Annotated in this window: 19 protein-coding genes; 16 read left to right on the plus strand and 3 right to left on the minus strand. The window is 66.5% G+C overall.

The features are described from left to right. Genes AC1RLU_RS13265 through AC1RLU_RS13275 form a run of 3 tightly spaced genes read left to right on the plus strand, consistent with a single transcriptional unit; the run spans nucleotide 1 to nucleotide 4326 of the window. Complete coding sequence (locus AC1RLU_RS13265; RefSeq protein WP_492796063.1) at nucleotides 1-1566, plus strand: ABC transporter substrate-binding protein; 1566 nt, start codon at nucleotides 1-3, stop codon at nucleotides 1564-1566. Between the two features lie 52 nt (nucleotides 1567-1618). Beyond that, complete coding sequence (locus tag AC1RLU_RS13270) at nucleotides 1619-2914, plus strand: NAD(P)/FAD-dependent oxidoreductase (RefSeq protein WP_492796065.1); 1296 nt, start codon at nucleotides 1619-1621, stop codon at nucleotides 2912-2914. A 26-nt stretch (nucleotides 2915-2940) separates the two neighbouring features. Next, complete coding sequence (locus tag AC1RLU_RS13275; protein ID WP_492796067.1) at nucleotides 2941-4326, plus strand: RNB domain-containing ribonuclease; 1386 nt, start codon at nucleotides 2941-2943, stop codon at nucleotides 4324-4326. Between the two features lie 7 nt (nucleotides 4327-4333). Here the strand turns inward: AC1RLU_RS13275 and AC1RLU_RS13280 are convergent, their stop codons facing one another. After that, nucleotides 4334-4972, minus strand: a complete 639-nt coding sequence (locus tag AC1RLU_RS13280) for an alpha/beta hydrolase family protein (protein ID WP_492796069.1) — start codon at nucleotides 4970-4972, stop codon at nucleotides 4334-4336. 201 nt (nucleotides 4973-5173) lie between these two features. Between AC1RLU_RS13280 and AC1RLU_RS13285 the strand changes: the two genes are divergently transcribed. From AC1RLU_RS13285 to AC1RLU_RS13300, 4 genes are read left to right on the plus strand one after another with little or no spacing between them, the layout of a single operon-like run. Then, nucleotides 5174-5644: a MarR family winged helix-turn-helix transcriptional regulator gene (locus AC1RLU_RS13285; protein WP_492796070.1), complete on the plus strand. Its 471-nt coding sequence runs from the start codon at nucleotides 5174-5176 to the stop codon at nucleotides 5642-5644. After that, entirely contained in the window at nucleotides 5637-6878 is a 1242-nt protein-coding gene (locus AC1RLU_RS13290; protein WP_492796072.1) for an HlyD family secretion protein, read from the plus strand. Before AC1RLU_RS13285 ends, AC1RLU_RS13290 begins: the two co-directional genes overlap by 8 nt. A gap of 17 nt (nucleotides 6879-6895) precedes the next feature. After that, complete coding sequence (locus AC1RLU_RS13295; protein WP_061968465.1) at nucleotides 6896-8446, plus strand: DHA2 family efflux MFS transporter permease subunit; 1551 nt, start codon at nucleotides 6896-6898, stop codon at nucleotides 8444-8446. A 4-nt stretch (nucleotides 8447-8450) separates the two neighbouring features. Beyond that, entirely contained in the window at nucleotides 8451-8753 is a 303-nt protein-coding gene (locus AC1RLU_RS13300; protein ID WP_492796074.1) for a hypothetical protein, read from the plus strand. Here the strand turns inward: AC1RLU_RS13300 and AC1RLU_RS13305 are convergent. Next, nucleotides 8723-10459, minus strand: coding sequence for a glucan biosynthesis protein G (locus AC1RLU_RS13305; protein ID WP_492796076.1), 1737 nt, complete (start codon nucleotides 10457-10459; stop codon nucleotides 8723-8725). The two genes, AC1RLU_RS13300 and AC1RLU_RS13305, sit on opposite strands and share 31 nt — an antisense overlap. A gap of 199 nt (nucleotides 10460-10658) precedes the next feature. Between AC1RLU_RS13305 and bglX the strand changes: the two genes are divergently transcribed. Next, a complete protein-coding gene (gene bglX / locus AC1RLU_RS13310; protein WP_492796077.1) occupies nucleotides 10659-13058 on the plus strand; it encodes a beta-glucosidase BglX in 2400 nt (799 codons plus the stop codon). Between the two features lie 214 nt (nucleotides 13059-13272). Further along, nucleotides 13273-14685, plus strand: coding sequence for a mannose-1-phosphate guanylyltransferase/mannose-6-phosphate isomerase (locus AC1RLU_RS13315; RefSeq protein ID WP_492796079.1), 1413 nt, complete (start codon nucleotides 13273-13275; stop codon nucleotides 14683-14685). A gap of 52 nt (nucleotides 14686-14737) precedes the next feature. On the opposite strand, the gene AC1RLU_RS13320 is transcribed toward AC1RLU_RS13315, so the two are convergent. Further along, nucleotides 14738-15184 carry a VOC family protein gene (locus tag AC1RLU_RS13320; protein WP_492796081.1) on the minus strand — a complete coding sequence of 149 codons (447 nt, stop codon included), beginning with the start codon at nucleotides 15182-15184 and terminating at the stop codon, nucleotides 14738-14740. A 282-nt stretch (nucleotides 15185-15466) separates the two neighbouring features. Here AC1RLU_RS13320 and AC1RLU_RS13325 point away from each other — a divergent pair, with 282 nt between their 5' ends. The 7 genes from AC1RLU_RS13325 to AC1RLU_RS13355 all read left to right on the plus strand — a co-directional run bounded on the left by AC1RLU_RS13325 (nucleotide 15467) and on the right by AC1RLU_RS13355 (nucleotide 25444). Further along, a complete protein-coding gene (locus AC1RLU_RS13325) occupies nucleotides 15467-17062 on the plus strand; it encodes an acyl-CoA carboxylase subunit beta (RefSeq protein WP_492796083.1) in 1596 nt (531 codons plus the stop codon). A 5-nt stretch (nucleotides 17063-17067) separates the two neighbouring features. After that, on the plus strand, nucleotides 17068-19062 hold the full coding sequence (locus AC1RLU_RS13330; RefSeq protein ID WP_492796084.1) for an acetyl/propionyl/methylcrotonyl-CoA carboxylase subunit alpha: 1995 nt from the start codon (nucleotides 17068-17070) through the stop codon (nucleotides 19060-19062). 94 nt (nucleotides 19063-19156) lie between these two features. Continuing rightward, nucleotides 19157-20077 (plus strand): GntR family transcriptional regulator, encoded by a 921-nt coding sequence (locus AC1RLU_RS13335; protein WP_492796086.1) that lies wholly within the window; start codon nucleotides 19157-19159, stop codon nucleotides 20075-20077. A 104-nt stretch (nucleotides 20078-20181) separates the two neighbouring features. Continuing rightward, entirely contained in the window at nucleotides 20182-21507 is a 1326-nt protein-coding gene (gene aptA / locus AC1RLU_RS13340) for an omega-aminotransferase AptA (RefSeq protein ID WP_492796088.1), read from the plus strand. A gap of 40 nt (nucleotides 21508-21547) precedes the next feature. Beyond that, nucleotides 21548-22387 carry an alpha/beta hydrolase gene (locus tag AC1RLU_RS13345; protein WP_492796090.1) on the plus strand — a complete coding sequence of 280 codons (840 nt, stop codon included), beginning with the start codon at nucleotides 21548-21550 and terminating at the stop codon, nucleotides 22385-22387. 69 nt (nucleotides 22388-22456) lie between these two features. Beyond that, nucleotides 22457-24010 (plus strand): ABC transporter substrate-binding protein, encoded by a 1554-nt coding sequence (locus tag AC1RLU_RS13350; RefSeq protein ID WP_492796092.1) that lies wholly within the window; start codon nucleotides 22457-22459, stop codon nucleotides 24008-24010. A 222-nt stretch (nucleotides 24011-24232) separates the two neighbouring features. Then, nucleotides 24233-25444 carry an MFS transporter gene (locus AC1RLU_RS13355; RefSeq protein ID WP_492796094.1) on the plus strand — a complete coding sequence of 404 codons (1212 nt, stop codon included), beginning with the start codon at nucleotides 24233-24235 and terminating at the stop codon, nucleotides 25442-25444. Nucleotides 25445-25508 lie beyond the last annotated feature (64 nt).

Raw genomic sequence — 25508 nt, forward strand, 5'->3', positions numbered from 1 at the left:
ATGAAAAACACCACATTGACCAAAGCCGGACTTCTCGCCGGCGTCCTCGGCTTCGGCCTGCTGGCATCGATGCCAGCCTTCGCCGCGAAGACCGAGCTCACTCTGGGTGCTGCCGCCGTCGATGTCGGTACGCTCGATCCGCATTACGCCAGCAGCACCTCGGACCGCATCCTCTCGGCCTGGATCTTCGGCGGGCTCGTCCGCTTCGCCCCGGGCTCGACCGACCCTGCCACGATCGAAGCCGATCTCGCCGAGAGCTGGCAGGCGAGCGACGACCGTCTGGTCTGGACCTTCAAATTGCGCCCCGGCGTGAAATGGCAGCATGGCTATGGCGATGTCACCGCCGACGACGTCGTGTTCAGCCTCGACAAGGCGCGCGATCCCAAGCGCTCGGCCTTCGCCAGCGACTATGCCGCCTTCCAGAAGGTCGAGGCGGTCGATCCGCAGACGGTCCGCATCACGCTGTCGAACCGCGTGCCGAGCCTGCTCGGCCTGCTCACCAACTATGCCGGCGGCTTCATCATCTCGAAGAAGGCCTTCGAGGAGCGCGGCGAGAACTTCCGGCGCAATCCCGTCGGCTTCGGGCCGTTCGCGCTCGATGCGATCACCCCCGGCCAGGCCGTGACCTTCAAGGCGAACGACACCTATTTCCGCGGCAAGCCCAAGCTCACCAAGATCACCTATCGCTTCCTCAACAACAACGCCGCGCGCGACCTCGCCTTCGTCGCCGGCGAGGTCGATGCGGCGACCGGCCTCGCCGACCAGCGCTGGCTGCAGCGCACGCTCGCCAATCCCGGCGTGGTCGTCGACAGCTTCGACCCGGCCGAGCTGACGACGCTCAGCGTCAACGTGACGAAGCCGCCCTTCGACAACATCAAGGTTCGCCAGGCTCTCGCCCATGCGATCGATGCGCCCAAGATCGCCCAGTATCGCGGCCCCCGCTTCACCCGCGCCGGCAAATCCGCGATCCCCTCGAACAATCTCGGCTTCACCGAGGATGCCGGTGTCCTGCCGCATGATCCGGCCAAGGCCAAGGCGCTGCTGAAAGAGGCCGGATTCCCCAACGGCCTGACCGTGACCATGCTCGCCAGCCAGTTGCCGAGCCTGGAATCGACGGCCCAGATCATTCAGGGGCAGGTCGCCGAAGCTGGCATCACGCTCAATCTTCAGCCGGTCGAGCACGCCACCTGGCACCAGATGATCCGCAAGGACCTGAGCCCGCTCGTCATGTACGGCGCCGCGCGCTTCCCGATCGCGGACAACTACCTGACGCAGTTCTACCATTCGAAGAGCGCCATCGGCCAACCCGGGCAGGTCGTGAACTTCAGCCATTGCGACGTCGCCGACAAGCAGATCGAGGCGGCGCGCGGCGAGACCGATCCCAAGAAGCAGATCGCGCTCTGGCAGGAGGCGCAGAAGCTGATCATCGGCAATGTCTGCGTCATCCCGATCACCGAGACCGGGCAGGTCTGGGCTCGCCGGGACAAGCTCAACTGGGGTTTCGACCTCAAGGGCTCGATGTCGCTCGGCCCGCTCGTGACCGAACAGACCCATTTCGTCGACTGAACCGATCGGCCGCGCCCATTCGGGCGCGGCCCCCTCCATCTGCGGCCGAGCCATGTCCAAGCTGACCTATCCGAACTACACCAACCATTGCGGCTGGAACGCGATGCTTCCCGCGCGTACGCCGCAAGCCCCGCTGAGCGGGGACATCACCGTCGATTATGCCGTCGTCGGCGCCGGCTATACCGGCGTCGCGGCGGCCCGGCGCCTGCATGAGCTCGACCCGCAGGCCCGGATCGTCCTGCTGGAGGCGACGACGGTCGGCGAAGGGTCCTCGGCCCGCAATTCAGGCTTCACCGCCCCCGATGTCCTGCCTCGCACGGCGTCGATGGAGATGGCCGAGAAGGCCCGCAACCAGACCCGCCTCTTCACCGAAGCCTTCGACTGGCTGACCGGCATTCTCCGCGACAACAACATCTCCTGCGACATGCAGAAGGTCGGTTCGATCCGCACCGCCGCGACGGAAGCGGGAGAGGCTTCGCTGCGCAAGGTCGCGGACGTCGCCCGGGCCAATGACCTGCCGCACACGATCCTGAACCGGGCTGATATCCGCGAGCGGATCGGCGCGGATTACTATCGCTACGGCATCTACCTGCACGACACCTGGCTGCTGCAGCCGGCGGCGCTGATCCGCGGCCTCGCCGACGCGCTGCCGGGGGGTGTCACGCTCCATGAAAACAGCCCGGTTCGCGAGATGCGCCGGGAAGGCTCCGATTGGCGCCTCGTCACCGAAGGCGGCTCCGTCCGCTGCCGGACGGTGGTCCTGGCCAATAACGGCTTCATCCCGAGGCTCGGCTTCCTGAAGTCCCGGATGGCGACGATCTTCACCTATGCCGCCGTCACCGAAGCGGTGAAAGAGAACGATATCGGACATCTCGGCCAGTCCCCGGCCTGGGGCGTGCTGCCCTCGCACCGGCTCGGCACCACCTTGCGTCGCATCGGCCGCGACCGGCTCATGGTTCGCTCGCTCTATGCCCATGATCAGGAAATCGCGCAGGCCACGGCGGTGCGGGAACTGCGCGATCGCTTCCACCGCCGCTGGCCCGGGCTGCGGCATGTCGATTTCGAGTTCGTCTGGGGCGGGACGACGGCCTTCACCATGAACGGCGCGCCCTGGTGGGGGAAGATCGAGGACGGGCTCTATGCCTCGGGCGGCTGCAATGGCAGCGGCATCGCCAAGGGCACGATGCTCGGCCGCAAGCTCGCCGATCTGATCCGTGGCGTCGGCACGCCCGGCGAGGTCGAGGCGGTCATGGGCGCGGCAAGCTGGATCGCGCCCGAGCCGTTCCGGTCGATCGGCTTCCAGATCATCTCGGCGCTGGAAAGCCGCAAGGCGGGGCTGGAGGCCTGACGATTGTTCCGGTAACCCGGTAGACGATGAAGACCCTGATCGACTCCACCCATGCGCTGATCGGCGGGCTGGCCGCGATCCGCCGGCAATTCAACGTTCCCGAGCAGTTTCCGCCCGCGGTCCTCGCGGCAGCCGACAGCGCGGCCCGGCGCCAGCCAACCGCGCATGCCGATCGCACGGACCAGCCTTTCGTCACGCTCGACCCGGCGACCTCGACGGATCTCGACCAGGCCTTCACGATCGAGCGCAGCGGCAACGACCTGCTGCTGCATTACGCCATCGCCGATGTCGCCTGGTTCGTCGGGGATGGCGATGCGATCGACCGGGAAGCCTGGCAGCGCGGCACCACGATCTACCTGCCGGACGGCCGGGCCGGGCTGTACCCGCCTGTTCTCGCCGAAGGTGCCGCGAGCCTGTTGCCCGCCGTCATCAGGCCAGCCGTGATCTTCACGACCCGGATCGACGGGGATGGCAATGCCCGCCTGGACGGTGCCGAGCGCGCCATCATCCGCAGCAGCGCCAAGCTCGCCTATGATGCGGTCAAGGCTTCGGACCTGCCTGCCGATTTCGATGAGCTGGCCCGCCGCATCGAGGCTGCTGAGAGCCGGCGCGGCGCAGCGCGCGTGGACCCGCCCGAGCAGGAGGTCGATGCTCTCGGAGACGGCCGCTACCAATTGCTTTTCCGCCCGCGCCTGCGCTCCGAGGAGCAGAACGCAACCCTGTCGCTGGCCAGCAACATGGCGATCGCAGACGCGCTCCTGGCGGCCCGGACCGGCCTGTTCCGGGTCATGCCTGAACCGGATGAGCAGGCCGTGCAGCGCCTGCGCCAAAGCGCACGGGCACTGGGGCTGTCCTGGCCGGAGATGGAAACGCTCGTCCAGTTCGAGAAGGCGCTCGATCCCGCCGACAGCAGCCACGCGGCCTTCATGCTGGCGGTGCGCAGGGCCAGCGGCGGGGCGAGCTATGTGCCCTATCGCGACGGCATCGTGCCCTGGCATGCCCCGATGGCGGCGACCTATGCGCATGCGACGGCGCCGCTGCGACGCCTCGCGGACCGCTATGTCGTGCGCGCCGCGCTCGCGGTCGCCAACGGCCAGCCGGTGCCGCCGGAGGTATCGGCCGCATTCGAGGAGTTGCCGGCGGTAATGGCGCGGGCCGATGCGCGCGACGGGCAGATCGACCGGAATGTGATCGACCTGGCCGAGGCCCTGATGCTTCAAGGCAGCGAGGGCACCACCTTCGATGCGGTGGTGACCGACGCGGACGAGCACGGCCTGCGCATCCAGCTCTGCGAGTTGCCCATCGTCGCACGGGTTCGCGGGCCGGGCGAGAAGCCCGGCGACAGGATCAGGATCAAGCTGACATCAGCCGATCCGCTGCAGCGCAGGATCATCTTCGAACGCGCGGGCTGACCCGGCATCATCGCGCGATGTTCCAACGCCTGGCCCAGATGGAAACCGTTTCGGCCATGGTCGCGAGGTGGTCGGCGGCTGAAAAGCCGGACACCCGCTTGCGGGGCTTCAGATCATGGTCGCCATCCTCCAGCCACAGGATGTCGATCTCAGGCGAAAGCCCGTAGGTCGGGACCTCCTCGCGCGTGCCGAACTCGTCCCGCGTTCCCTGCACGATCAGCGTCGGGGTCTTCAGCTCGGCGAGGTGCGCGGTTCGCAATTGCCCGGGCTTGCCGGGCGGATGGAAGGAATAGCCGAGGCACAGAAGGCCACGGATCCGGCCCTGGGCGAACAGCTCGTCGGCCACCATGCTCGCGACGCGGCCTCCCATCGACTTGCCGCCGATGATCAGCGGCCCCGTCGCGCCGAGCGCATCGACGGCGGCGATGTATTGCGGATTGAGCTTCTCGGCGCGCGGCGGTGGGGTCCGCGCCGCTCCGGCCCGCCGCGCCGCCATGTAGTTGAACTCGAAGCGGGCCACGCGAAAACCGGCCCCGGCCAGCGCTTTTGCAGCCGCCGTCATCGAGGCCGAGTCCATCGGCGCTCCGGCTCCATGCGCCAGCAGGAGGGTGACATCGGCCTTCTCGGGACCGTCGAAAAGAAACATGGCACTGTCCTGCTTCGACGAGCCTTAGGGCCGGGCTGCCGCACGCCAACCTAGTCCAACAGCCCTGCCGCGTCGAAAGCTTCCTGGCTACCAGCGGCAGGTTTGCCGGCGCCTCGTCAAGGCGTCGGGTGCGCATCGGACCTGCCAAAGCTCGCGTTGACCCCTCGTCACCCGAATTTTATATAGATGCTTATGATCAGCATGCCTAAGACCCCGCCACCGACCGTGGGCTTCCTGCTCCACGACGTCGCGCGCCTCCTGCGCAAGCGCTTCGAGCAGCATGCGCGCGATTCCGGGCTGACCCGTTCCCAGTGGCAGGTGCTGGCCTATCTCGACCAGAATGCCGGCATCCAGCAGGGCGCCCTGGCCGAGCTGATGGATGTCGAGCCGATCACCGTCGGGCGCATCCTCGACAAGCTCGAAAGCTGCGGCCTGGCGGAACGCTGCCCGCACGCCACCGATCGCCGCATCTGGCAGCTCTACCTCACCGAGAAGGCCAGACCGAAGCTGACGGAACTCCGCGCGCTCGGCGACGTCACACGGTCCGAGGCCTTCGGCGCGATTTCAGCCGCCGATCGCGAGCAGCTTCTCGCGACGCTGGGGCAGATGAAAGCGAATCTCACGGCCGCCTGCCAGATGCCGGTGGCCGAAAGGCAGGCCCACCATGGATGACGCAGCCAGAAACACCGAAGCGGCCGCCAGCGAGGAGGCCGAGCAAGGCTCCTCAGGCGGCGGGGCGGAAATCCGGCAATTCGAGCCGAAGACCCTGCCCCGCGCCGAAACGATCGCGAAGGACGTGCCGGAGACGAAGCCGGAGATGCCTGCGCAGGTCGCGCCCGGCCCGACGCCGCGGCACCGACGCAACCGCACGCGCCGGCAGCTCTTCGTGCTGCTGCCAATCGCATTCGTCGTCGGCGGCTACTACTACGTCACCGGCGGGCAGGTGATGTCGACCGACAACGCCTATGTGCAGGCGGATATCCTGGGCATCTCGACCGATGTCGCTGGCATCGTCGGCGAGATCGACGTGCGCGACAACCAGCAGGTGAAGGCCGGCGACGTGCTGTTCCGCCTCGACGACAGGCAGTTCCGCTTCGCGCTCGAGCGGGCCGACGCCCAGATCGGCGTGGTCGGCAACGACCTCGCGGCGCTGAAGGCCAGCTACAAGGGCATGCAGAGCCAGATCGAGCAGGCCCATAGCGACATCGCCTTCTACGAGACCGGGTTCAAGCGCCAGCAGGACCTCGCCACCAAGTCGGTCGCCTCGCAGGCGACCTTCGACCAGGCCAGGCATGACCTCGACAGCGCCCGGCTGAAGCTGGCGCAGCTCGAAAGCCAGCTCGCCGGCATCGCCGCCAATCTCAACGGCAAGCCCGATGCACCGGCCGAGGATCACCCGCGCTACAAGGATGCCGTCGCGGCCCGCGCCGAGGCCCAGCGCCAGCTCGACCACACGACGGTGCGCGCGCCGATGGACGGCATCGTCACCAATGTGCCCTCCCTGCAGAAGGGCCAGTATCTGGAGGCGGCGACCAACGCTTTCAGCCTGGTCTCGACCGACCATGTCTGGATCCAGGCCAATCCGAAGGAGACCGAGCTCACCTGGGTGAAGCCCGGCCAGGAGGCGGAGGTCTATGTCGACACCTATCCGGGCGCGGTGTGGAAAGGCACGGTCGACAGCATCAGCCCGGCCTCGGCCGCGAGCTTCTCGCTGCTGCCGGCGCAGAACACCAGCGGCAACTGGGTGAAGGTCGTGCAGCGCATCGCCATGCGCGTGAAGATCGAGACGCCGCCCGACCAGCCCCGGCTTCGTGCCGGCATGAGCGTGACGCTCGACATCGACACCGGCCATGCCCGCGGCCTGCCAGGCTTCGTCGGCGAGGCCGTCGGCAAGGTCAGCCAGTAACAAAGAGGCCGCCTGCCATGGCCAGTGCCGCCACTCCGGCCGGAGCACCCGTCGCCAATCGCGGTGCCATCACCGCCTGCGTGATCCTCGCGGTCATCATGCAGGCGCTCGACACCACCATCGCCAATGTCGCGCTGCCCTATATCCAGGGCAGCGTCTCGGCGAGCGCGGACCAGATCAACTGGGTCCTGACCTCCTATATCGTCGCCGCGGCGATCATGACGCCGCCCTCCGGCTTCCTCGCTGCCCGCTTCGGCCGCAAGCGGGTGCTGTCCGTCGCGATCATCGGCTTCGTCGTGGCCTCGATCCTGTGCGGGGCCGCGCAATCGCTGACCCAGATCGTCGGCTTCCGGCTGATGCAGGGGTTTTTCGGAGCGTCGCTCGTGCCGCTCTCGCAGAGCATCCTGCTCGACATCTACACGCCGGAAGAGCGCGGCTCCGCCATGGCGCTGTTCGGCATCTCGGTCATGGTCGGGCCGGTGCTCGGGCCCGTGCTCGGCGGCTGGCTGACCGAGAACATCTCCTGGCGCTGGGTGTTCTACATCAACCTGCCGCTCGGCATCCTGGCGCTGGCCGGGGTCTCCGCCTTCGTCACGGAGACCCGGTCGAGCGCGCTGGCCAAGCTCGACTGGACCGGGTTCGGGGCGCTCAGCATCGCGATCGGAGCACTCCAGCTCTTCCTCGACCGCGGCGCCCAGCTCGACTGGTTCGACTCGCCGGAGATCATCGTCGAGGCGGCGATCTGCGTCGGAGCGCTCTACATCCTCGTCGTGCACACCTTCACGGCGGAGAATTCCTTCATCAAGCCGCGGCTCTTCCTCGACCGGAACTTCAATGTCGGCCTGATCTTCATCTTCATCGTCGGCATCTGCTACCTGGCCTCGCTCGCGCTGCTCACACCCTTCCTGCAGACGCTGCTGGGCTATCCCGTCGTGACCGCCGGCATCGTCATGGGCCCGCGTGGCCTGGGCACGATGGCCTGCATGTTCCTGGTCGGCCGGCTGATCGGCAAGGTCGACACGCGTATCCTGCTCGGCGCCGGTTTCCTGGTCAGCGCCTGGGCGATGTACGACATGGCCGGCTGGACACCGGATGTCTCGCAGCAACGGATCATGTTCACCGGCTTCGTCCAGGGCGGCGGCCTCGGCCTGCTCTTCGTGCCGCTGACGACGATCACCTTCGCGACGCTGCCGGCGGAATATCGCGGCGACGGCACCGGCCTCTACAACCTCTCGCGCAATATCGGCTCCAGCGTCGGCATCTCGCTGGTCAGCTATCTCCTGACCCGCAACGTGCAGGTCAACCATGCCGAGATCGCCAATTACGTGACGCCCTATAACCGCCTCTTCGAGATTCCCGCGATCAAGCATGCCTGGGATCCGGCGACGCTCGCCGGACGCGCCGCGCTGGACGAGGTCATCACCCGCCAGGCGACGATCATCGCCTATATCGACGATTTCAAGCTCCTGATGATCCTCTGCCTCGCGGCCCTGCCCTTCCTCGTTTTGCTGCGCACACCGCGCCGGGAGGCTGCGCCGGCCGACGATCACGCCATGGTCATGGAATAGCGGAGTGTCGCAGCGGCACGCGCCGAACGCGCGGAACAAGGCAGGCAAAGCCAGGGGCGCCGGCGACCAGGCGCGGGCCGCGGCGCTGACTCTCAACTTCACGCAGCTCATCGCGGTGCTCGCGGTTTCGTCGTTCTCGCTGGCTCGCGACCTCGCCACGATGCTGCTCTGCATCGGCCTGACGCTGGCGCTGTCCTGGCTCGTCTATCGCCTGGTCGAACGCCCGATGATCCGGTTCGGGCGCTCGCTATCGTCGAGAAGCGATGCTCCCGCCGGCTATTCCATCGCCTTGAAGCGGTTCAGATAGGTTTCCTTGTTCGTCGCGGCCTGCGACGGCGGCAGCCTGAACTTCCAGGTCTCGGTCAGCGTGCGGTCGCCCAGCTTCAGGACCGCATCGAGATCGGACGAAGCGGCCGGGTTCTTCAGCTTGACCCGGTAGCTGAGACGCCAGCCCTGGATCGCCGGATTGGGCTGCAATTCGGTGCCGACGATCTCGACATTGTCGCTGGCGTTGACCGCAGCGGTCGGCCGAACGCCTTTCGGCAGCTTGCGCAGCGACGGACCCTGGAAATCGATCAGGAAGGCGAGCGTGCCGTCGCCGGCACGGATCAGGTTGGATTGATAGATTTCGCCGGTCGCGCGCATCGTCTGCGCGACATGGGAGACGTCGCCCTTCATCAGCGCCGGCTCGTCCATCGTCCAGTGCATGCGATAATCGAAGCGCATCGGCTCGCCGAACGGGGGCCTGTTCTCGGGCACCCAGAGCGTGACGATATTGTCGTTGGTCTCGTCGGCGGTGGGGATCTCGACGAGGCGGACATTGCCCTTGCCCCAGTCATTGGTCGGCTCGATCCAGGCGCTGGGACGCAGATCGTAGCGGTCCTTCAGGTCCTCATAGCGGGAGAATTCGCGCCCGCGCTGGAGCAGGCCGAAGCCCTTCGGATTCTCGGCCGCGATGTCGCTGATCGCCACCATCGACGGGTTGACCAGTGGGCGCCAGATCCACTCGCCATTGCCGCCGCGGACGGCCAGCCCGTTGGAATCATGGATCGCAGGGCGGAAATTCGGGGTCTGCGACGGCTGCTGCGGGCCGTAGAGGAACATGCTGGTCAAAGGCGCGATGCCGAGCGTCGTGGGCGAAGCGCCCTGCCGCAGGAAAATGCGCGCCTTGACGCTGAGCACGGCGTCCGAGCCCGGCACCAGCGTGAACTCATAGGCGCCGGAAGCCCGCACCGAATCCATCAGGGCGTAGAAGGTCAGGTGCCGGTCCTTCGGCTTCGGGCGACGCAGCCAGAATTCGCGGAAGGCGGGGAACTCCTCGGCGATCGGCAAGCCGGTATCGATCGCAAGGCCACGGCCCGACAGGCCGTAGATCTGCTTCTTGCCGATCACGCGGAAATAGCTGGCGCCGAGCACGCTCATGATCTCGTCGAGCTTGCCGGGCTGGTTGATCGGATAGACCACGCGGAAACCCGCCCAGCCGAGCTTGCTCGTCGCCTCACGGTCGAAATGCAGATCGGCAAAATCGAAGCGCCCGGCATCGTAGGGGATTTCATGCGCGGCGCCGTCGACGATCTCGCTGATCTTCACCGGCGTGTTGAACTGCATGCCCTGATGGTAGAAGGCCAGCTTGAACGGCGTCTTGTATTCCATCCAGGCGAAGCGCTCGGGCTTGGGCTGCATCTTCTGGTAATCGGCGAACTGCATCTTGCTGAAGACGTCGGGCAGGTTGCTGACCGGCGCGACATAAGGCGCATCCGCCAGCGCCTTGGCCTTGGCGACCACGTCGTCCAGCCCGAATTTCGGACGCTGCTGCGCGAAAGCCGCCGACCCGGCGAAGGCCGCCACGGCCAGCCAGCCGAGCGCCATGCCAAGTCGCGCCATGCCAAGCCGCGCGACGCCGGGCCTGCCCCTGCCTGTTCCACACCAGGCCAATACCGGCATCAGCAGGCTTCGAGCCGAGGACGAAAACCGGGCCGCGATGCGGGCCCCGCCAGCGGAACGGGTCGACAAGTTCAAGCGAGCTCCTTAAAGGTGACATCGACGGGACGGAGCGCGCCCGCCCTATCTTGGCAGAGGCGCACCCGAGCACAAATGCCCATCATCGCCACAAGGGTCAAGGAATGAGCGCCGTTCTCTCCGAACCGCTCCCGCGCTATTCTTCGCCGCCCTCCATCCAGCCGCCCTCTCTTCTCAAGTGAACGAACTCAGCATGGATCATTCGAACGGTGCGCCGGCTTCCCGCGAGCTGGAGACGGTGTCCTGCCAGGACGAGACAGGGAACGGCCTGTCCCGCCGGCAGGCGCTCGGCGCCATGGCGACGGCCGCCTTCGCGGCCGGAATGGCCGCGTTTCCCGCCGCTGCCAGGCCCAAAATGGCCCGCGCCGCCGATCCGGCCGCCACGAAGAAGGCCTTCGTCGACAAGCTGATCGCCCGGATGACGGTCGACGAGAAGGTCGGCCAATTGCGGCTGATCAGCATCGGCCCGGAAATGCCACATGCCAAGCTGATGGACGAGGTCGCGGCCGGGCGGATCGCCGGTTCGTTCAACACCGTGGTCCGGCGCGACAATCGGCCGCTCCAGGAGGCCGCCGTCAACCGCAGCCGCCTGAAGATCCCGCTCTTCTTCGCCTATGACGTGGTGCACGGCCATCGCACCACCTTCCCGATCCCGCTCGGCCTCGCGGCAAGCTTCGACATGGCCGTGATCGAGCGCATGGCCCGCGTCTCGGCGGTCGAGGCCTGCAATGACGGCGTCGACATGACCTTCGCGCCGATGGTCGACATCAGCCGCGATCCGCGCTGGGGCCGCACCTCGGAGGGCTTCGGCGAGGATCCCTATCTGGTCAGCGAATGCGCCCGGGCCAGCGTGCGCGGCTTTCAGGGCACCTCGCCCGACCAGCCGGACACGATCATGGCCGCCGTGAAGCATTTCGCGCTCTACGGCGCGGTCGAGGGCGGGCGCGACTACAACACGGTCGACATGAGCCCGCTGCGCATGCACCAAGTCTATCTGCCACCCTACAAGGCGGCGATCGACGCGGGTTCCGGCGGCGTCATGGTCGCGCTCAACTCGGTCAACGGCGTGCCGGCCACGTCCAATACCTGGCTGATGCAGGACCTGCTGCGCAAGCAATGGGGCTTCAAGGGCGTCACCGTCAGCGATCATGGCGCGATCACGGAGCTGACGCGTCACGGCGTCGCCCGCGACAATCGCGAGGCCGCCAAGCTCGCGATCAAGGCCGGCATCGACCTCAGCATGGCCGATCAGGTCTATCTCGCCGAGGTCCCCGGCCTGATCGCCTCGGGCGAGATCAAGATGGCCGAGCTCGACGCCTGCGTGCGCGAGGTGCTCGGCGCCAAATACGACATGGGCCTGTTCGCCAACCCGTTCCTGCGCATGGGCAAGGCGGAGGACGATCCCGTCGATGTGCGCTCGAACGACCGCCTGCATCGCGAGCCCGCCCGCGAAATCGCCCGCGAGACCATCGTGCTGTTGGAGAACCGCAACCAGACCCTGCCGCTGAAGAAGCAGGGCACGATCGCGCTCGTCGGGCCGCTGGCCGATTCCGGGCTCGACATCCTCGGCAGCTGGTCGGCGCAGGGCGTCGCCGAGCAGGCCGTCACGGTCAAGGCCGGCATCGAGAAGGCGATCGAGGGCAAGGCGCAGCTCCTGACCGCGCGCGGCTCCAACGTGCTCGACGACCCGAAGATCGTCGAATACCTGAACTTCCTGAACTGGGACAAACCCGAGGTCATCCAGGACCCGCGCCCGATCGACGTGATGATCGAGGAGGCCGTCACTGTGGCCAACCAGGCCGATGTGGTGATCGCGGTCGTCGGCGAGGTCCGCGGCATGTCGCATGAATCATCGAGCCGCGTCACGATCGAGATGCCGGGCTCGCAGCGCAAGCTGCTGCAGGCGCTGAAGGCGACCGGCAAGCCGCTCGTCGTCCTGCTGATGAACGGCCGGCCGCTCGCGATCGGCTGGGAAAAGGACAATGCCGACGCGCTGCTGGAGACCTGGTACACCGGCACCGAGGGCGGCAACGCCATCGCCGACATCCTGTTCGGCGACCACAACCCTTCGGCCAAGCTGCCGATCAGCTTCCCGCGCTCGGCCGGACAGATCCCGACCTATTACAACGCCCTGCGGATCGGGCGCCCCTATACGGAGGGCAAGCCCGGCAACTACACATCGCAGTATTTCGAGGAGGAGCAGGGCGCGCTCTATCCGTTCGGCTTCGGATTGAGCTTCAGCACGTTCACGCTGACCGACCTCAAGCTCTCGGCCAGCCGCATCAAGCGCGGCGAGAGGCTGACCGCCGAGGCGACGCTGACCAATACCGGCAGCTTCGAAGGCGCCAATGCCGTCCAGCTCTACATCGCCGATCCCTATGCCTCGATCGCCCGGCCGGTGAAGGAGCTGAAGGGCTTCCAGAAGGTCTCGCTCAAGCCCGGCGAAGCCAGAGTCGTGCGTTTCGAGATCGGCCCCGACCAGCTCAAATTCGTCAACGGCGACCTGAAGGAGGTCGTCGAGAACGGGCAGTTCAACGTCCAGCTCGGCCTCGATTCCCGCAATGTGCTGGAGCAGTCGTTCCTGCTGGCGTGAGCGGGCCAGGCAGGCGCTCAGGTCGCGATCGCAGCATGGGCACCATGCCGCGATCGGAGCGCTGCATGAGGGCGGTCCGTATCGCGTAACGTCGTGGAAAGGCTACCTGCGGTATTGTGAGGCCACACTCCAAGAGTTCTCCTGACTCATGGAGTGATCGCTCGATATGCTCGATCGAACGCCCGCAATAGAGAGTCGTGCAGGTCTATCGCCCATGTCTTCGAAGATTATACCTGTCGTGATGTGTGGCGGCTCCGGGACCCGGCTGTGGCCGGTTTCGCGCGACACGATGCCGAAGCAGTTCATTTCGCTTTTCGGCCAGGATTCTACCTTCCAGCGGGTCATGAGGCTGGTTTCGAACGACAAGGTCTTCGCGCCTGCGATCGTCATCACCAATGTCGCGTATCGCTTCACGGTTCAGGAGCAGATTCAGGCCTGCGGGGCGACGGGGCAGATCGTGCTCGAACCGATGCGGCGTGATTCCGCGGCAGCCGTCGCAGCGGCGACCGAGCTTGCGCTTGCCCGCGACCCCAACGCCATCGTCGGCGTTTTCGCGGCCGATCATGTCGTCCAGGATGGCGATCTTTTCGTCGAAACCTGCCGCATCGCGGGGCTCGTCGCCGCACAGGGGCAGATCGTCACGATCGGCATCCCTCCGACCTCTCCAGCCACCGGCTACGGCTATATCCAGCCCGGGGACGAGCTCCAGGACGGAGCCCGCCGCATCGCCGCCTTCGTCGAGAAGCCCGATGCCAGGCGCGCAGCACAATATCTGCTGGACGGATATCTCTGGAACTCCGGCAATTTCATTTTCGACGCGGCCACCATGCGGGCCGAACTCGAGACGTTCGAGCCGGATGTCATGGCCCCGGTTGCCGAGGCCATTGCCCGGGCCGAGCCCGATCTCGATTTCCTGCTGCTGGATTCCACAGCCTTCGGCCAGGCCAAGACCATCTCGATCGACTATGCGGTGATGGAACGCACCCGGAAAGCGGCCGTCGTCGCCGGCAATTTCGGCTGGTCGGATGTCGGCGGCTGGTCGGCGGTGTGGGAGCTTTCCGAGAAGGACCCGGACGGCAACGTCATCGACGGGCGCGGCTATGTGCTGAACGGCGCGAACAACCTCATCCGGTCCGAAGATGCGGTGGTCGCGGTGATCGGCCTCGACGACATCGCGGTCATTTCGACACGCGACGCCGTTCTCGTCGCGCCCAAGGCGAAGGCCGACCAGGTCAAGGAGATGGTGGCGCTGATCACCGCCCACGGCGAGTCGGAAGCCGGTGCCCATCGCGAAATCCAGCGCCCCTGGGGGAAATACCTCTCGGTCGACACGGGCGCGCGCTATCAGGTGAAACGCATCACCGTGAAGCCGGGCGGCGTTCTTTCACTGCAGAAGCACTATCACCGCGCCGAGCATTGGGTGGTGGTGCGCGGCACCGCCGAAGTGACGCGCAACGACGAGACCATCGTCGTGCATGAGACGGAATCGATCTATCTGCCGATCGGCTGCCTGCATCGCATGGCCAATCCCGGCAAGATACCGCTCGAGCTGATCGAGGTTCAGGTCGGCTCCTATCTCGGCGAAGACGACATCGTTCGTATCGAGGACATCTACAGGCGCGTCTGAGAGGCGCTGCGAAGCACCTCCCAGGATCGCGTCGGATTTCTGAAGCTGCGGCTCAGCCCTGCGCCGGCTTCCAGTCGGCAGCGGGGATGGTGTTGATCATCCAGGGGATGCCGAATTTATCGACGAGCGAGCCGAAGCCCGGCGACCAGAAGGTTTCGCTGAACGGCATGACGGCCCGCCCGCCCGCGCCGAGCTGGTCGAACCAGCGCTGCCCCTCTGCCTTGTCGCCGGTATGCAGGGTGACGTCGAAGCCGTTCTTGGGCTTGTCGACATTGGGGGCCCAGGCGGTATCCATATCGGCGCCCATCAGAGCCTGGTCACCGACCTCCAGCCAGCAATGCATCAGCCAGGTCTTGTACTTCTCGTCGGTGATCGGCATCCCCGGCGGCGCGTCGCCATAGGGTATGGCGGCGGTGATCTTTCCGCCGAGGACCTGGGCGTAGAACTCGAATGCCGCCCGGCACTCTCCTCGGAAGCTCAAGCTGGTCACGATCTTCATGGTCGTCTCCCTTCTGTTGGGGCCTCGGCGCTCCTCCGGCGGAGCCGAGGAGCGCGACAGCTCCCCGATTGGATTGATATCAAGATATTCACCCCAAGCATGTCAGCATACGAATTCCGGCCACGACCGAACGTTCCCTGAAAGCCGGAAGCGCACATCCCATCACCCACCGGGATGGCAGCACCATCGTTTCCTCTTGCTCAACTGCCTACCGGCAGGTAGGTAATGAATGCACCCTGCTGGCGAGCTGGCCGACAGGAGCGTCCGCGGAGGCTCAGACACATGCCGGTCATCGAAACCAGGGCCGGCACGGCAGCCGGGCAGCAGGAGAAGCGAGCAGCCTACGGGGCGCTGATCCAGACCTTGCGCGAACGCCACGCGCGTGTCCTCGGGGGTGGTGGCGAGAAGCTGCAGGCGCGCCATCGCGAGCGCGGCAAGATCCCGGTGCGCGAACGCATCGACCTGCTCGTCGACCCGCTCTCGCCCTTCCTCGAACTCTCCCCGCTCGCCGCCTGGGAGCTCTATGGCAACGAAGTACCTGCCGCCGGCATCGTCACCGGCATCGGCGTGGTCGCCGGCACGCCCTGCATGATCATCGCCAATGACGCAACGGTGAAGGGCGGCTCCTTCTTCCACGAGACGGTCAAGAAGCATTTGCGGGCACAAGAGATCGCCTTCGAGAACCGTTTGCCCTGCCTCTATCTCGTCGATTGCGGTGGCGCCTTCCTGCCGGAGCAGGACCGCGTCTTCCCCGATCGCGACCATTTCGGCGGCGCCTTCTTGCAGCAATGCCGGATGTCGGCAGCCGGGCTGCCGCAGATCTCGGCGGTGTTCGGCGGCTGCACGGCGGGCGGCGCCTATATCCCGGCGCTGTCCGACGAGGTCGTGATGGTGCGCGGCACCGGTCGCATCCATCTCGGCGGGCCACCGATCGTGAAGGCCGCAATCAACGAGATCGTCGATGGCGAGACCTTGGGCGGCGCCGAGATGCATACGCAGGTCTCGGGCGTCAGCGACTATCTCGCCGAGGACGAGTTCGAGGCGATCGCCAAGCTCCGCGACATCGTCGGCGCGCTCAACTGGCCCGCGCCGCGCACGCTCGCGCGCCCTGTCACGCCGCCGCTCTACGACCCCGCCGAGATCGAGGCCATCGTCGGCACCGACCTGAAGCAGCCCTGCGACGTGCGCGAAATTATCGCCCGCATGGTCGACGGCAGCGTCTTCGATGCCTTCAAGCCGGACTATGGCGCGACGCTGGTCACCGGTTTCGCCCATATTCACGGCCAGCCTGTCGGCATCGTCGCCAATAACGGCGTGCTGTTCTCCGACAGTGCGCTCAAGGGCGCCCATTTCATCGAACTCTGCGACCAGCGCCGCATCCCGCTGCTGTTCCTGCAGAACATCACCGGCTTCATGGTCGGCACGGATGCCGAGCGCGGCGGCATCGCCAAGCATTCTGCCAAGCTGGTCTATGCCGTCTCGAATGCGCGGGTGCCGCGCTACACCGTGATCATCGGCGGCTCCTATGGCGCCGGCAATTACGGCATGTGCGGCCGGGGCTTCCAGCCGCGCTTCCTCTTCGCCTGGCCGAATGCGCGGATCGCGACGATGTCGCCGGATGTCGCCGCGACAGTGGTGACCGAGCTCCGGCGCTCCAGCCTGACGCGCGGCAATGCCGATGAAGCCGAGATCGAGAAACTCGACCGCGAGACGCGCCGCCAGTTCGAGGAGCAGAGCACGCCCTATTACGCAACGGCTCGGCTCTGGGATGACGGCATCATCGAGCCGGCCCAGACCCGCGACGTGATCGGATTGTGCCTCTCGCTCGCCGCGCGCGAGATCGACCTGCCCGGGCATCGCCCCGTCTACCGGATGTAATCCCGATGATCGGTTCCCTCCTCATCGCCAATCGCGGCGAAATCGCCGTGCGGATCATGCGGACCTGCCGGCGCATGGGCATCCGCACCGTCGCGGTCTTCTCCGATGCCGATCGCGACGCGCTGCATGTCGCCTATGCTGATGAAGCCGTGCGCATCGGCCCCGCTGCCGCGCGAGACAGCTATCTGCGGGCGGAAGCGATCATGGAGGCGGCCGCGCGCAGCGGCGCCGAGGCCATCCATCCGGGCTATGGCTTCCTCTCGGAGAAACCGGACCTGCCGCTGCTCTGTCGACAGGCGGGACGCATCTTCGTCGGCCCCTCGGCCGAATGCATCACTGCGATGGGGCCGAAGATCGGCTCGAAGCTGATCGCCGAGAAGGCCGGCGTTCCGAGCGTGCCCGGCTATGCCGGCGACGACCAGTCGAACGCAGCGCTGGCGGAGGCTGCGGCGCGGATCGGCTATCCCGTCATGATCAAGGCCTCGGCCGGCGGCGGCGGCAAGGGCATGCGCCGCGTCTTCACGGCCGCGGAACTGCTGCCGGCACTCGACATGGCGCGCGCCGAGGCGCAGGCCGCCTTCGGCGATCCGGCGCTCTTGATCGAGAAGCTGGTGATGCGCCCGCGCCATCTCGAAGTGCAGGTGGCCGGCGACAAGCATGGCAATGTCGTGCATCTCTTCGAGCGCGACTGCTCGGTCCAGCGCAACAACCAGAAGGTGCTGGAAGAAGCGCCCGCCCCCAATCTCGATCCGGCGATCCGAAGCAAGCTGCTGGAGCGCGGCGTCGCGCTGGCAAAGGCCATCGGCTACGACAATCTCGGCACCGTCGAGTTCATCCTGGAGGACAGCTTCGACGAGCCGTGGTTCCTCGAAATGAATACGCGCCTGCAGGTCGAGCACCCCGTCACCGAGGCGATCACCGGTTACGATCTCGTCGAGTGGCAGATCCGGATCGCCGCGGGCGAGAGGCTGCCGGCCCTGCAGCCGGATATCCGCGAGAGCGGCCATGCGATCGAGGCCCGCATCACCGCCGAGCGCGCCGACCAGGGTTTCCGCCCCGATACCGGGCGGATCGAGGGCTATGCCGAGCCGGCCTCGATCCGCATCGACAGCGGTGTGACGGCAGGGTCCGAGGTGACGCTGTTCTACGATTCGCTGCTGGCCAAGGCGATCGCAGCGGGACCTGACCGCGCCACAGCCTGTGCAAGGCTGGCGGCGGGCCTGCGCGATTTCGCCATTCTCGGCCCCGCAACCACCCTGCCCTTCCTGATCGATGCGGTCGAGCATCCGATCTTCGCCGACGGCAAGGCGACGACGCGCTTCATCGAGGAGGCTTTTCCCGATGGCTGGACGGCGAAGCGACCGCGTCAACGGCTGGCACGAGCCGTCGCGGCCCTACTCTGGCTGGAGAAACAGAAGGCAGCGCTTCCAAACGTCGATGCCTGGAATAGCCTTCCCGGCTTCCGCCTGCTGGCGCCGGCCGGCGGCGTGGCGACGAGCCGGCTGATCGCCGAGGAGGAAGACGAAGCGACGAAGCTGGAGGTTCGCTTGCTGCCGGATGGCCGGCGCCGCGTCAGCGACGCCAACGGCGAGATCGAACTGGCCTTGCGCACAGGTCCCGAAAGCTTCGAACTCGCCTTCGAGGATCGCATCCTGCGCGGCAGCCATGCGACGGCCGGCGGGCGCATCCGGTTGACGCTCGACGGCGAGACCTTCGATATCCGGATCGGCAGCGAGGCGCGGCCCGCAGCAGCGGCTGGCGGCGGCGGAGCCGGTTCCGGAGCGGTGCTCGCCCCGATGCCGGGGGTTGTGGCCGAGATCCGCGTCGCGCCGGGCGACAAGGTCGAGGCCGGGCAGATCGTCGCCGTGCTCGAATCGATGAAGCTCTTCACCTCGCTCTCGGCCAGCGTCGACGGCGTGGTCGCCGATATCGCCTGCCAGCCGGGGGACACGGTCCAGGCCGGCAAGAGGCTCGTGCTGATCGAGCCGCCTTCCGCTTGAAGCACCAGCGCAATTGTTCTCTCCTTGCGAGATGGTCAGAAAGGTGTCTTTTTTCGGCGATTAGAACCAGCACAGTAAAGAAGCGATGGCTGACATGAGCGACGCGCCCCGCCCCGGAAAGGCTGCGGCCAAGCCGAGCGGGCTGCATCTCTCGCTGGCAAGGCGCATTGCGGCGCTGGCCGCCGAGCGGCGCTGGCCCGCCGGCTTCCATCTGCGCGAGATGGAGATCGCCCGCACCTTCGAGGTGTCGCGAACGCCGGTCCGGGCAGCGCTTGGCGTGCTGGCCGCCCAGGGCCTGGTCGAGAACCGCACCAATCTAGGCTTTTTCCTGTCGCGCGATGGCGCCGAGCTCGAAACAGCGGAACGATCGCTGCCTGCGGCGCAGGAAGACGATGTGCTCCGCGCCATCCTGCGCGACCGCGAGGCCGGGCGGCTCCCGGAGCAATTGATCGAGACCGATCTGCAGGAGAGCTACGGCATCGGCCGCAGCGGTTTGCGCAAGGTCCTGCTGCAACTCGCCGAAGACGGGCTGATCAAGCGGCGCAGGGGCCATGGCTGGAGTTTCGTGCCGTCGCTCGCTTCGACCGAGGCCCGCGAGGAGAGTTATCGCTTCCGCCTGATCATCGAATGCATGGGGCTTCAGGAGCCCGGCTTCCGTGTCGACAGGCACCAGTTCGCACGCAGCCGGGTGGCGCATGAAGCCTTCATCGCCGACCTGCATCGCTCGCCCTCGGTCGAGCGCTTCTTCGAGATCAACGCCGGCTTCCACGCCATGCTGGCGGCCTGCTCCGGCAACCGCTTCCTGCTGCAGGCCATGGAGGCGCAGAACGCGCTGCGGCGGCTGACCGAATATGCCGATTACGGCGAGCTCGACGCCGCGGCACTGCTCAAGTCCTGCCGCGAGCATCTCGCCATCCTCGACGCGCTCGAGCAGGGCGACCTCAACTGGGCGGTGATCCTGATGCGCCAGCACCTGACCCGACCGGTAAACGGCGCGCCGCCGCCCGCAGGCTGATCACAGCAGCGACAGCACTTTTCTCATCGACTCGCACGCTCGCTTGACATTGTATTTTTTCTGCAAATAATTCATTTTACCCTCATCAAGCAGCGAGACTGATCGTGCCCGCCACCGCCGCCCGCCCCAATGATCTCGATGCGCATTGGATGCCCTTCACCGCGAACCGCCGCTTCAAGAGCGCGCCGCGGCTCTTCGTCGGGGCGGAGGGCAACTACTACCTCTCGTCGGACGGGCGCCGGATCCTGGACGGCATGGCCGGGCTGTGGTGCGTCAATGCCGGCCACGGCCATCCGCGCATCCGCGAGGCGATCAAGGCCCAGGCCGACGGGCTCGACTACGTCTCCTGCTTCCAGATGGGACATCCGGACGCCTTCACGCTGGCAAACCGCATGGTCGGCATGCTGCCTGACGGGCTCGACCATGTCCTGTTCTCCAATTCAGGCTCGGAAGCCGTCGATACCGCGCTGAAGGTCGCGCTGGCCTATCATCGCCAGCGCGGCGAAGGCGGCCGCTACCGCCTGATCGGGCGGGCGCGCGGCTATCACGGCATGGGCTTCGGCGGCCTCTCGGTCGCCGGCATCAGCCGCCACCGCCGCGATTTCGGGCCGCTGCTGCCCGGCGCCGCCCATCTGCCGCATACGCTCAACCTCGCCCGCAACGCCTTTTCACGCGGCGAGCCCGAGCATGGCGTCGAGCTTGCCGACGATCTCGAGCGGCTCGTCCAGATCCATGACGCCTCGACCATCGCCGCCGTGATCGTCGAGCCCGTCGCCGGATCGACCGGCGTCCTGCCGCCGCCGAAGGGCTATCTCAAGCGCCTGCGCGAAATCTGCGACAAACACGGCATCCTGCTGATCTTCGACGAGGTGATTTCGGGCTTCGGGCGGCTCGGCGCCTCCTGCGCGGCGGAGGCCTTCGGCGTCACGCCCGACATGATCACCTGTGCCAAGGGCCTCACCAACGGTGCCGTGCCGATGGGCGCGACCGTCGTCGGCAAGCATGTCTACGACGCCTTCATGACCGGGCCGGAATCCGCGATCGAGCTGTTCCATGGCTTCACCTATTCCGGCCATCCACTGGCCTGCGCCGCCGGGCTCGCGACCTTGCAGGTCTACGAGGAGGAAGGGCTCTTCGAGCGCACCCGCAAGATCGCCGATCATTGGGAGCAGGCGGCGCATGCGCTGAAGGGCGCGCCGCATGTCATCGACATCCGCAATATCGGCCTCGTCGCCGCGATCGAATTCACGCCGCGACCCGGTGGCCCCGGCCAGCGCAGCGCCGAATGCGCCGAGGCCTGCTACCAGGACGGCGTGCTCGTCCGGGCCGGAGCCGATCTGATCGTGCTGTCGCCGCCGCTTACCATCGAGCCCGACGAGATCGACCGGATCTTCGCCAGCATCCGCAAGGCGCTCGATACGATCGCCTGAGCCATCAGACCAGCCAGTGGCTCATTGAAGAGAGGGCGGAATGCGCAAGGGACACGGCCAGACCATCTCCTACTACCTGATGGGCCGCACGGCGCTCTCCGCCTGCCAGGCCGACCAGCGCTTCTCCTATTGCTGCTACCTGCCCGAAAGCTATGAGGAGACCGGCACGCGGCGCTATCCGCTTGCCGTTCTCGTCCATGGCAGCCTGCGTGATGCGACGAATCTGCGCGACCAGTTCATCGATTTCGCCGAGGCCAATCAGTGCGTGCTGCTGGCGCCGCTCTTCCCCTGCGGGATCGAGGAACCCGGCGACACCCATAACTACAAGCGCATCCTCTATCGCGGCATCCGCTACGACCAGATCCTGCTCTCGATGATCGACGAGATCGCAGGTCTCTACCGGCTGGAGACCGACAAGCTCCTGATGCACGGCTTCTCGGGCGGCGGCCAGTTCGTGCACCGCTTCTTCTATCTCTATCCCGAGCGGCTTTCCGCCGTGTCGATCGGCGCGCCGGGCGTGGTGACGCTGCCGGACCCGGACAAGCCATGGTGGCGCGGCACCGGCGACATGAAGGCGACCTTCGGCCGCGAACCCGACCTCGCGGCAATGCGCGAGGTCGCCGTGCAGATGGTCGTCGGCGGCGACGATATCGAGACCTGGGACGTGACGGTTTCGCCGAAATCCTCGAACTGGATGGAGGGGATCAACGAGACCGGGGCGACGCGCGTCGAGCGCCTGCGCTCACTCGAAGCCGCCTTCCTGAAGCGCGGCATTGCCGTGCGCTTCGATGTCGTGCCCGGCGTCGAGCATATCGGATACCTCGTTCATCCGCCGGTGAAGGCTTTCTTCGCCGACATGCTGCGCCGCAGGCGGGAATAGCGGCGGCGAGACCGACGATTTCTGCGGTGACACCGGAAAGCCGGGCCCGCCTCTTGGGAGAAGCAGACCATGAAGCTTGGATGGCTCGCGGCCGTCGCCGCATTCGCTTGCCTCACGCCCGCCGCCGCGCAGGAACCGAAACCCGGTGGCGAATTGCGGATCGCGATCTCCGGCGACATCACCAGCAGCGAGCCCGGCGTGCGCCGCAGCGGCGATGCCGACACGGTCCTGCATCATGTCGTCGAGGCGCTGGTCGCCTATCGCGAGGATCTCAGTATCGCGCCAATGCTGGCGGAGAGCTACGCGATGTCGTCAGACGGACGCAGCTACACCTTCAAGCTGCGCGACGGCATCACCTTCCATAACGGCGCGCCGATGACCTCCGCCGACGTCAAGTGGAGCTGGGATCGGATGCTCGACCCGGCGACGCGCTGGCAATGCCGCGGCTGGTATGACGGCACGCAGGACATGAAGATCGAAGCGATCGAGACACCCGATCCGAAGACCGTAGTGTTCCGGCTGGCGGCCCCCTCGGCGCTGTTCCTGCACTATGTCGCCAATATCCAGTGCATGACCGGCATCCTGCATCGCGACTCCGTCAATGCCGCCGGCGAATGGGTGAAGCCGATCGGCACCGGCCCCTTTGCCTTCACGGAATGGCGCAAGAACAGCTTCATCCTGCTCAAGAAATTTGCCGACTACAAATCCCGCAGCGAGCCAACAAGCGGCTATGCCGGGGCGCGCAAGGCCTATGTCGACCAGGTGCGCTGGATGGTGGTGCCCGACGATGCGACGCGGCGCGCCGGTTTGCAGGCCGGGCAGATCGACTGGATCATCACCGATGTCGCCGATATCGTCGAATTGCGTGCAGCCAAGGGCGTCAAGGTCGCGACGGCGCAGGGATTGAGCTGGAACGTCCTGCTGATCCAGACCCGCGACCCGCTCCTCGCCGATCCCCGTATCCGCAAGGCGCTGGCCCATGCGATCGACCTGAAGACACTGGTCGAAAACCGCACGGACGGGCTCGGCAAGCCCAATCCCTCGGCCATCCCGACGACCAGCGGAAGCCACACGGCCGTGCATGACCAAGGCTACAGATACGACCCCGATCTCGCCCGCAAGCTATTGAAGGAAGCCGGCTATGACGGGCGCCCGATCAAGCTGCAGACCTCGCAGAAGCTGGTCCATCTCTACGACACCGCCATCATCCTGCAGGCGATGCTCAAGCAGGCCGGCTTCAACGTCGAGCTCGACATGCTGGAATGGGCGACGCAGCTCGACCGCTACAGCAAGGGCAATTTCCAGCTTCAGTCCTTCCGTTTCACCGCGCGCTTCGACCCCTCGTTCAACTACAAGACTTTCGTCGGCTCGAAGGACGAGGATGCCGATGTCCAATGGGAGGACAAGCGCGCGGTCGAACTGCTGCTGGCCTCGGCGACCGAGCTCGACCCGGCCAAACGACAGGCCATGTTCGACGAGATGCACCAGCGCATGATCGAGCAGGTGCCGATCATCAGCCTCTACAACACCCCGCTCGTCGAGGCCTCGACCGACCGCATCGCCGGCGTCGAACTCACCAGTTCCGGCAAGACGCGGGCCTGGGGCGTGTGGGTCACCCGGTAGACATACCGGCCGGACGCATGCCACCGAACCAGCACACGACCCGATAAGGACCGCGGCGGGGCTGCGCGGGAGCGTGCATGCTCCTGGCGCAGCCCCGTCAGCCCATCAATCCATCTCGACCGCTCGCGGCCCTTGCCGGAAGAACGATCCGACGCCGCCGTTTTCACCCGTCCGAATCCTGAAGCGGGACGAGCGCGCGGCGACGGGATCGGGGGAACCGTCTTGAAGCTGCCTTTGTGGGGAAGCGCACTCAGCGCCACTCTGCTCGTCCAGGTCGTGAGTTCGTTCGCCGGGGCCGCCATCCCGCTTCTCGGCCCGCTCCTGACCCTGCGCTGGGGCCTTGCGCCCGAAAGCATCGGCTATGTTTCGGCCGTGGTCTCGACGGGCATCTGCTGGTTCCTCGCCTGCGGCAATCCGATGCTCGACCATCACGGCCCGGTTCGGGCGCTGCAGATCGGGCTGGCCTTCGTCGCGGCCGGCCTTCTGCTGCTGTCGCAGCCCTTCGGGCTGATCGGGCTTGCCGGCGCGCTCCTGGTCGGACTCGGGCTCGCGCCCAACACTCCGGCCGGCAGCCAGATCCTGATGCGCACGGCGCCAGTCGACCACCGGACCCTCGTCTTCTCGATCAAGCAGGCCGGCGTCCCCCTCGGCGGCGCCATCGCGGGCGTCGCCGTCGCACCCATGGTCCTGGGTTTCGGCTTCACCGGGGCGATCTGGGCCGTGGTCGCCATCGTCCTGGTCAGCGCGCTGGCGGTCCAGCCCTTCCGCGGGAGTCTCGACGCGGAGAAAGGCACGCAGAACCGCGCCTGGGCCCGGATGTTCCTGTCGCCGTCGTCGCTCGCGCGATCGGCGCGGGTGCTGAGCTCGCATTCCTCGCTGCCGATGCTGACCGCGCTCGGCGTCTCCTTCTCGATCACGCAGGCCTGCATCACCGCCTTCACGGCGACCTATATGGTGACCCAGCACGGCAAGACTCTGGCCCAGGCCGGGCACCTCGTCGCGGCCCTGCTGGTGGCGAGCACGGTCGCGCGCATCTTCTTCGGCTGGCTGGCGGACCGGATGGGCGGCGGCCTGCGACTGCTCTGCCTGCTGGCGCTCGCCGCCGGCTCGACTATCGCCCTGCTGATCGGCACGGCAAGCACGAGCCCCTGGCTGATCTATCCCTGCATGGCCCTGGTCGGCGCGACCTCGATGGGCTGGAACGGCGTCCACATGGCCGAGCTGGCGCGCGTCTCGCCGCCCGCGCTGATCGGCGACGTTACCTCCGGGGCGAGCCTGTTCGGCTTCGTCGGCTCGATCTGCGGGCCGCTGGTCTTTGCCGTGATCGCAAACCGGACCGGCAGCTTCAACTGGCCCTTCCTGCTGGTCGCCGGCCAGCTTGCCGTGTTCGGGGCCTTCGCTCTCTGGTATCTGCGCCGTTCGGCGCAGGTCTGATCGCTCCGCAGATCCGGATAACATCAGGTTATACCTGATCCCGAATAAAGCATGAGAACAATGG

The organism is Allobosea sp. GW822-FHT05A11, assembly GCF_058800455.1.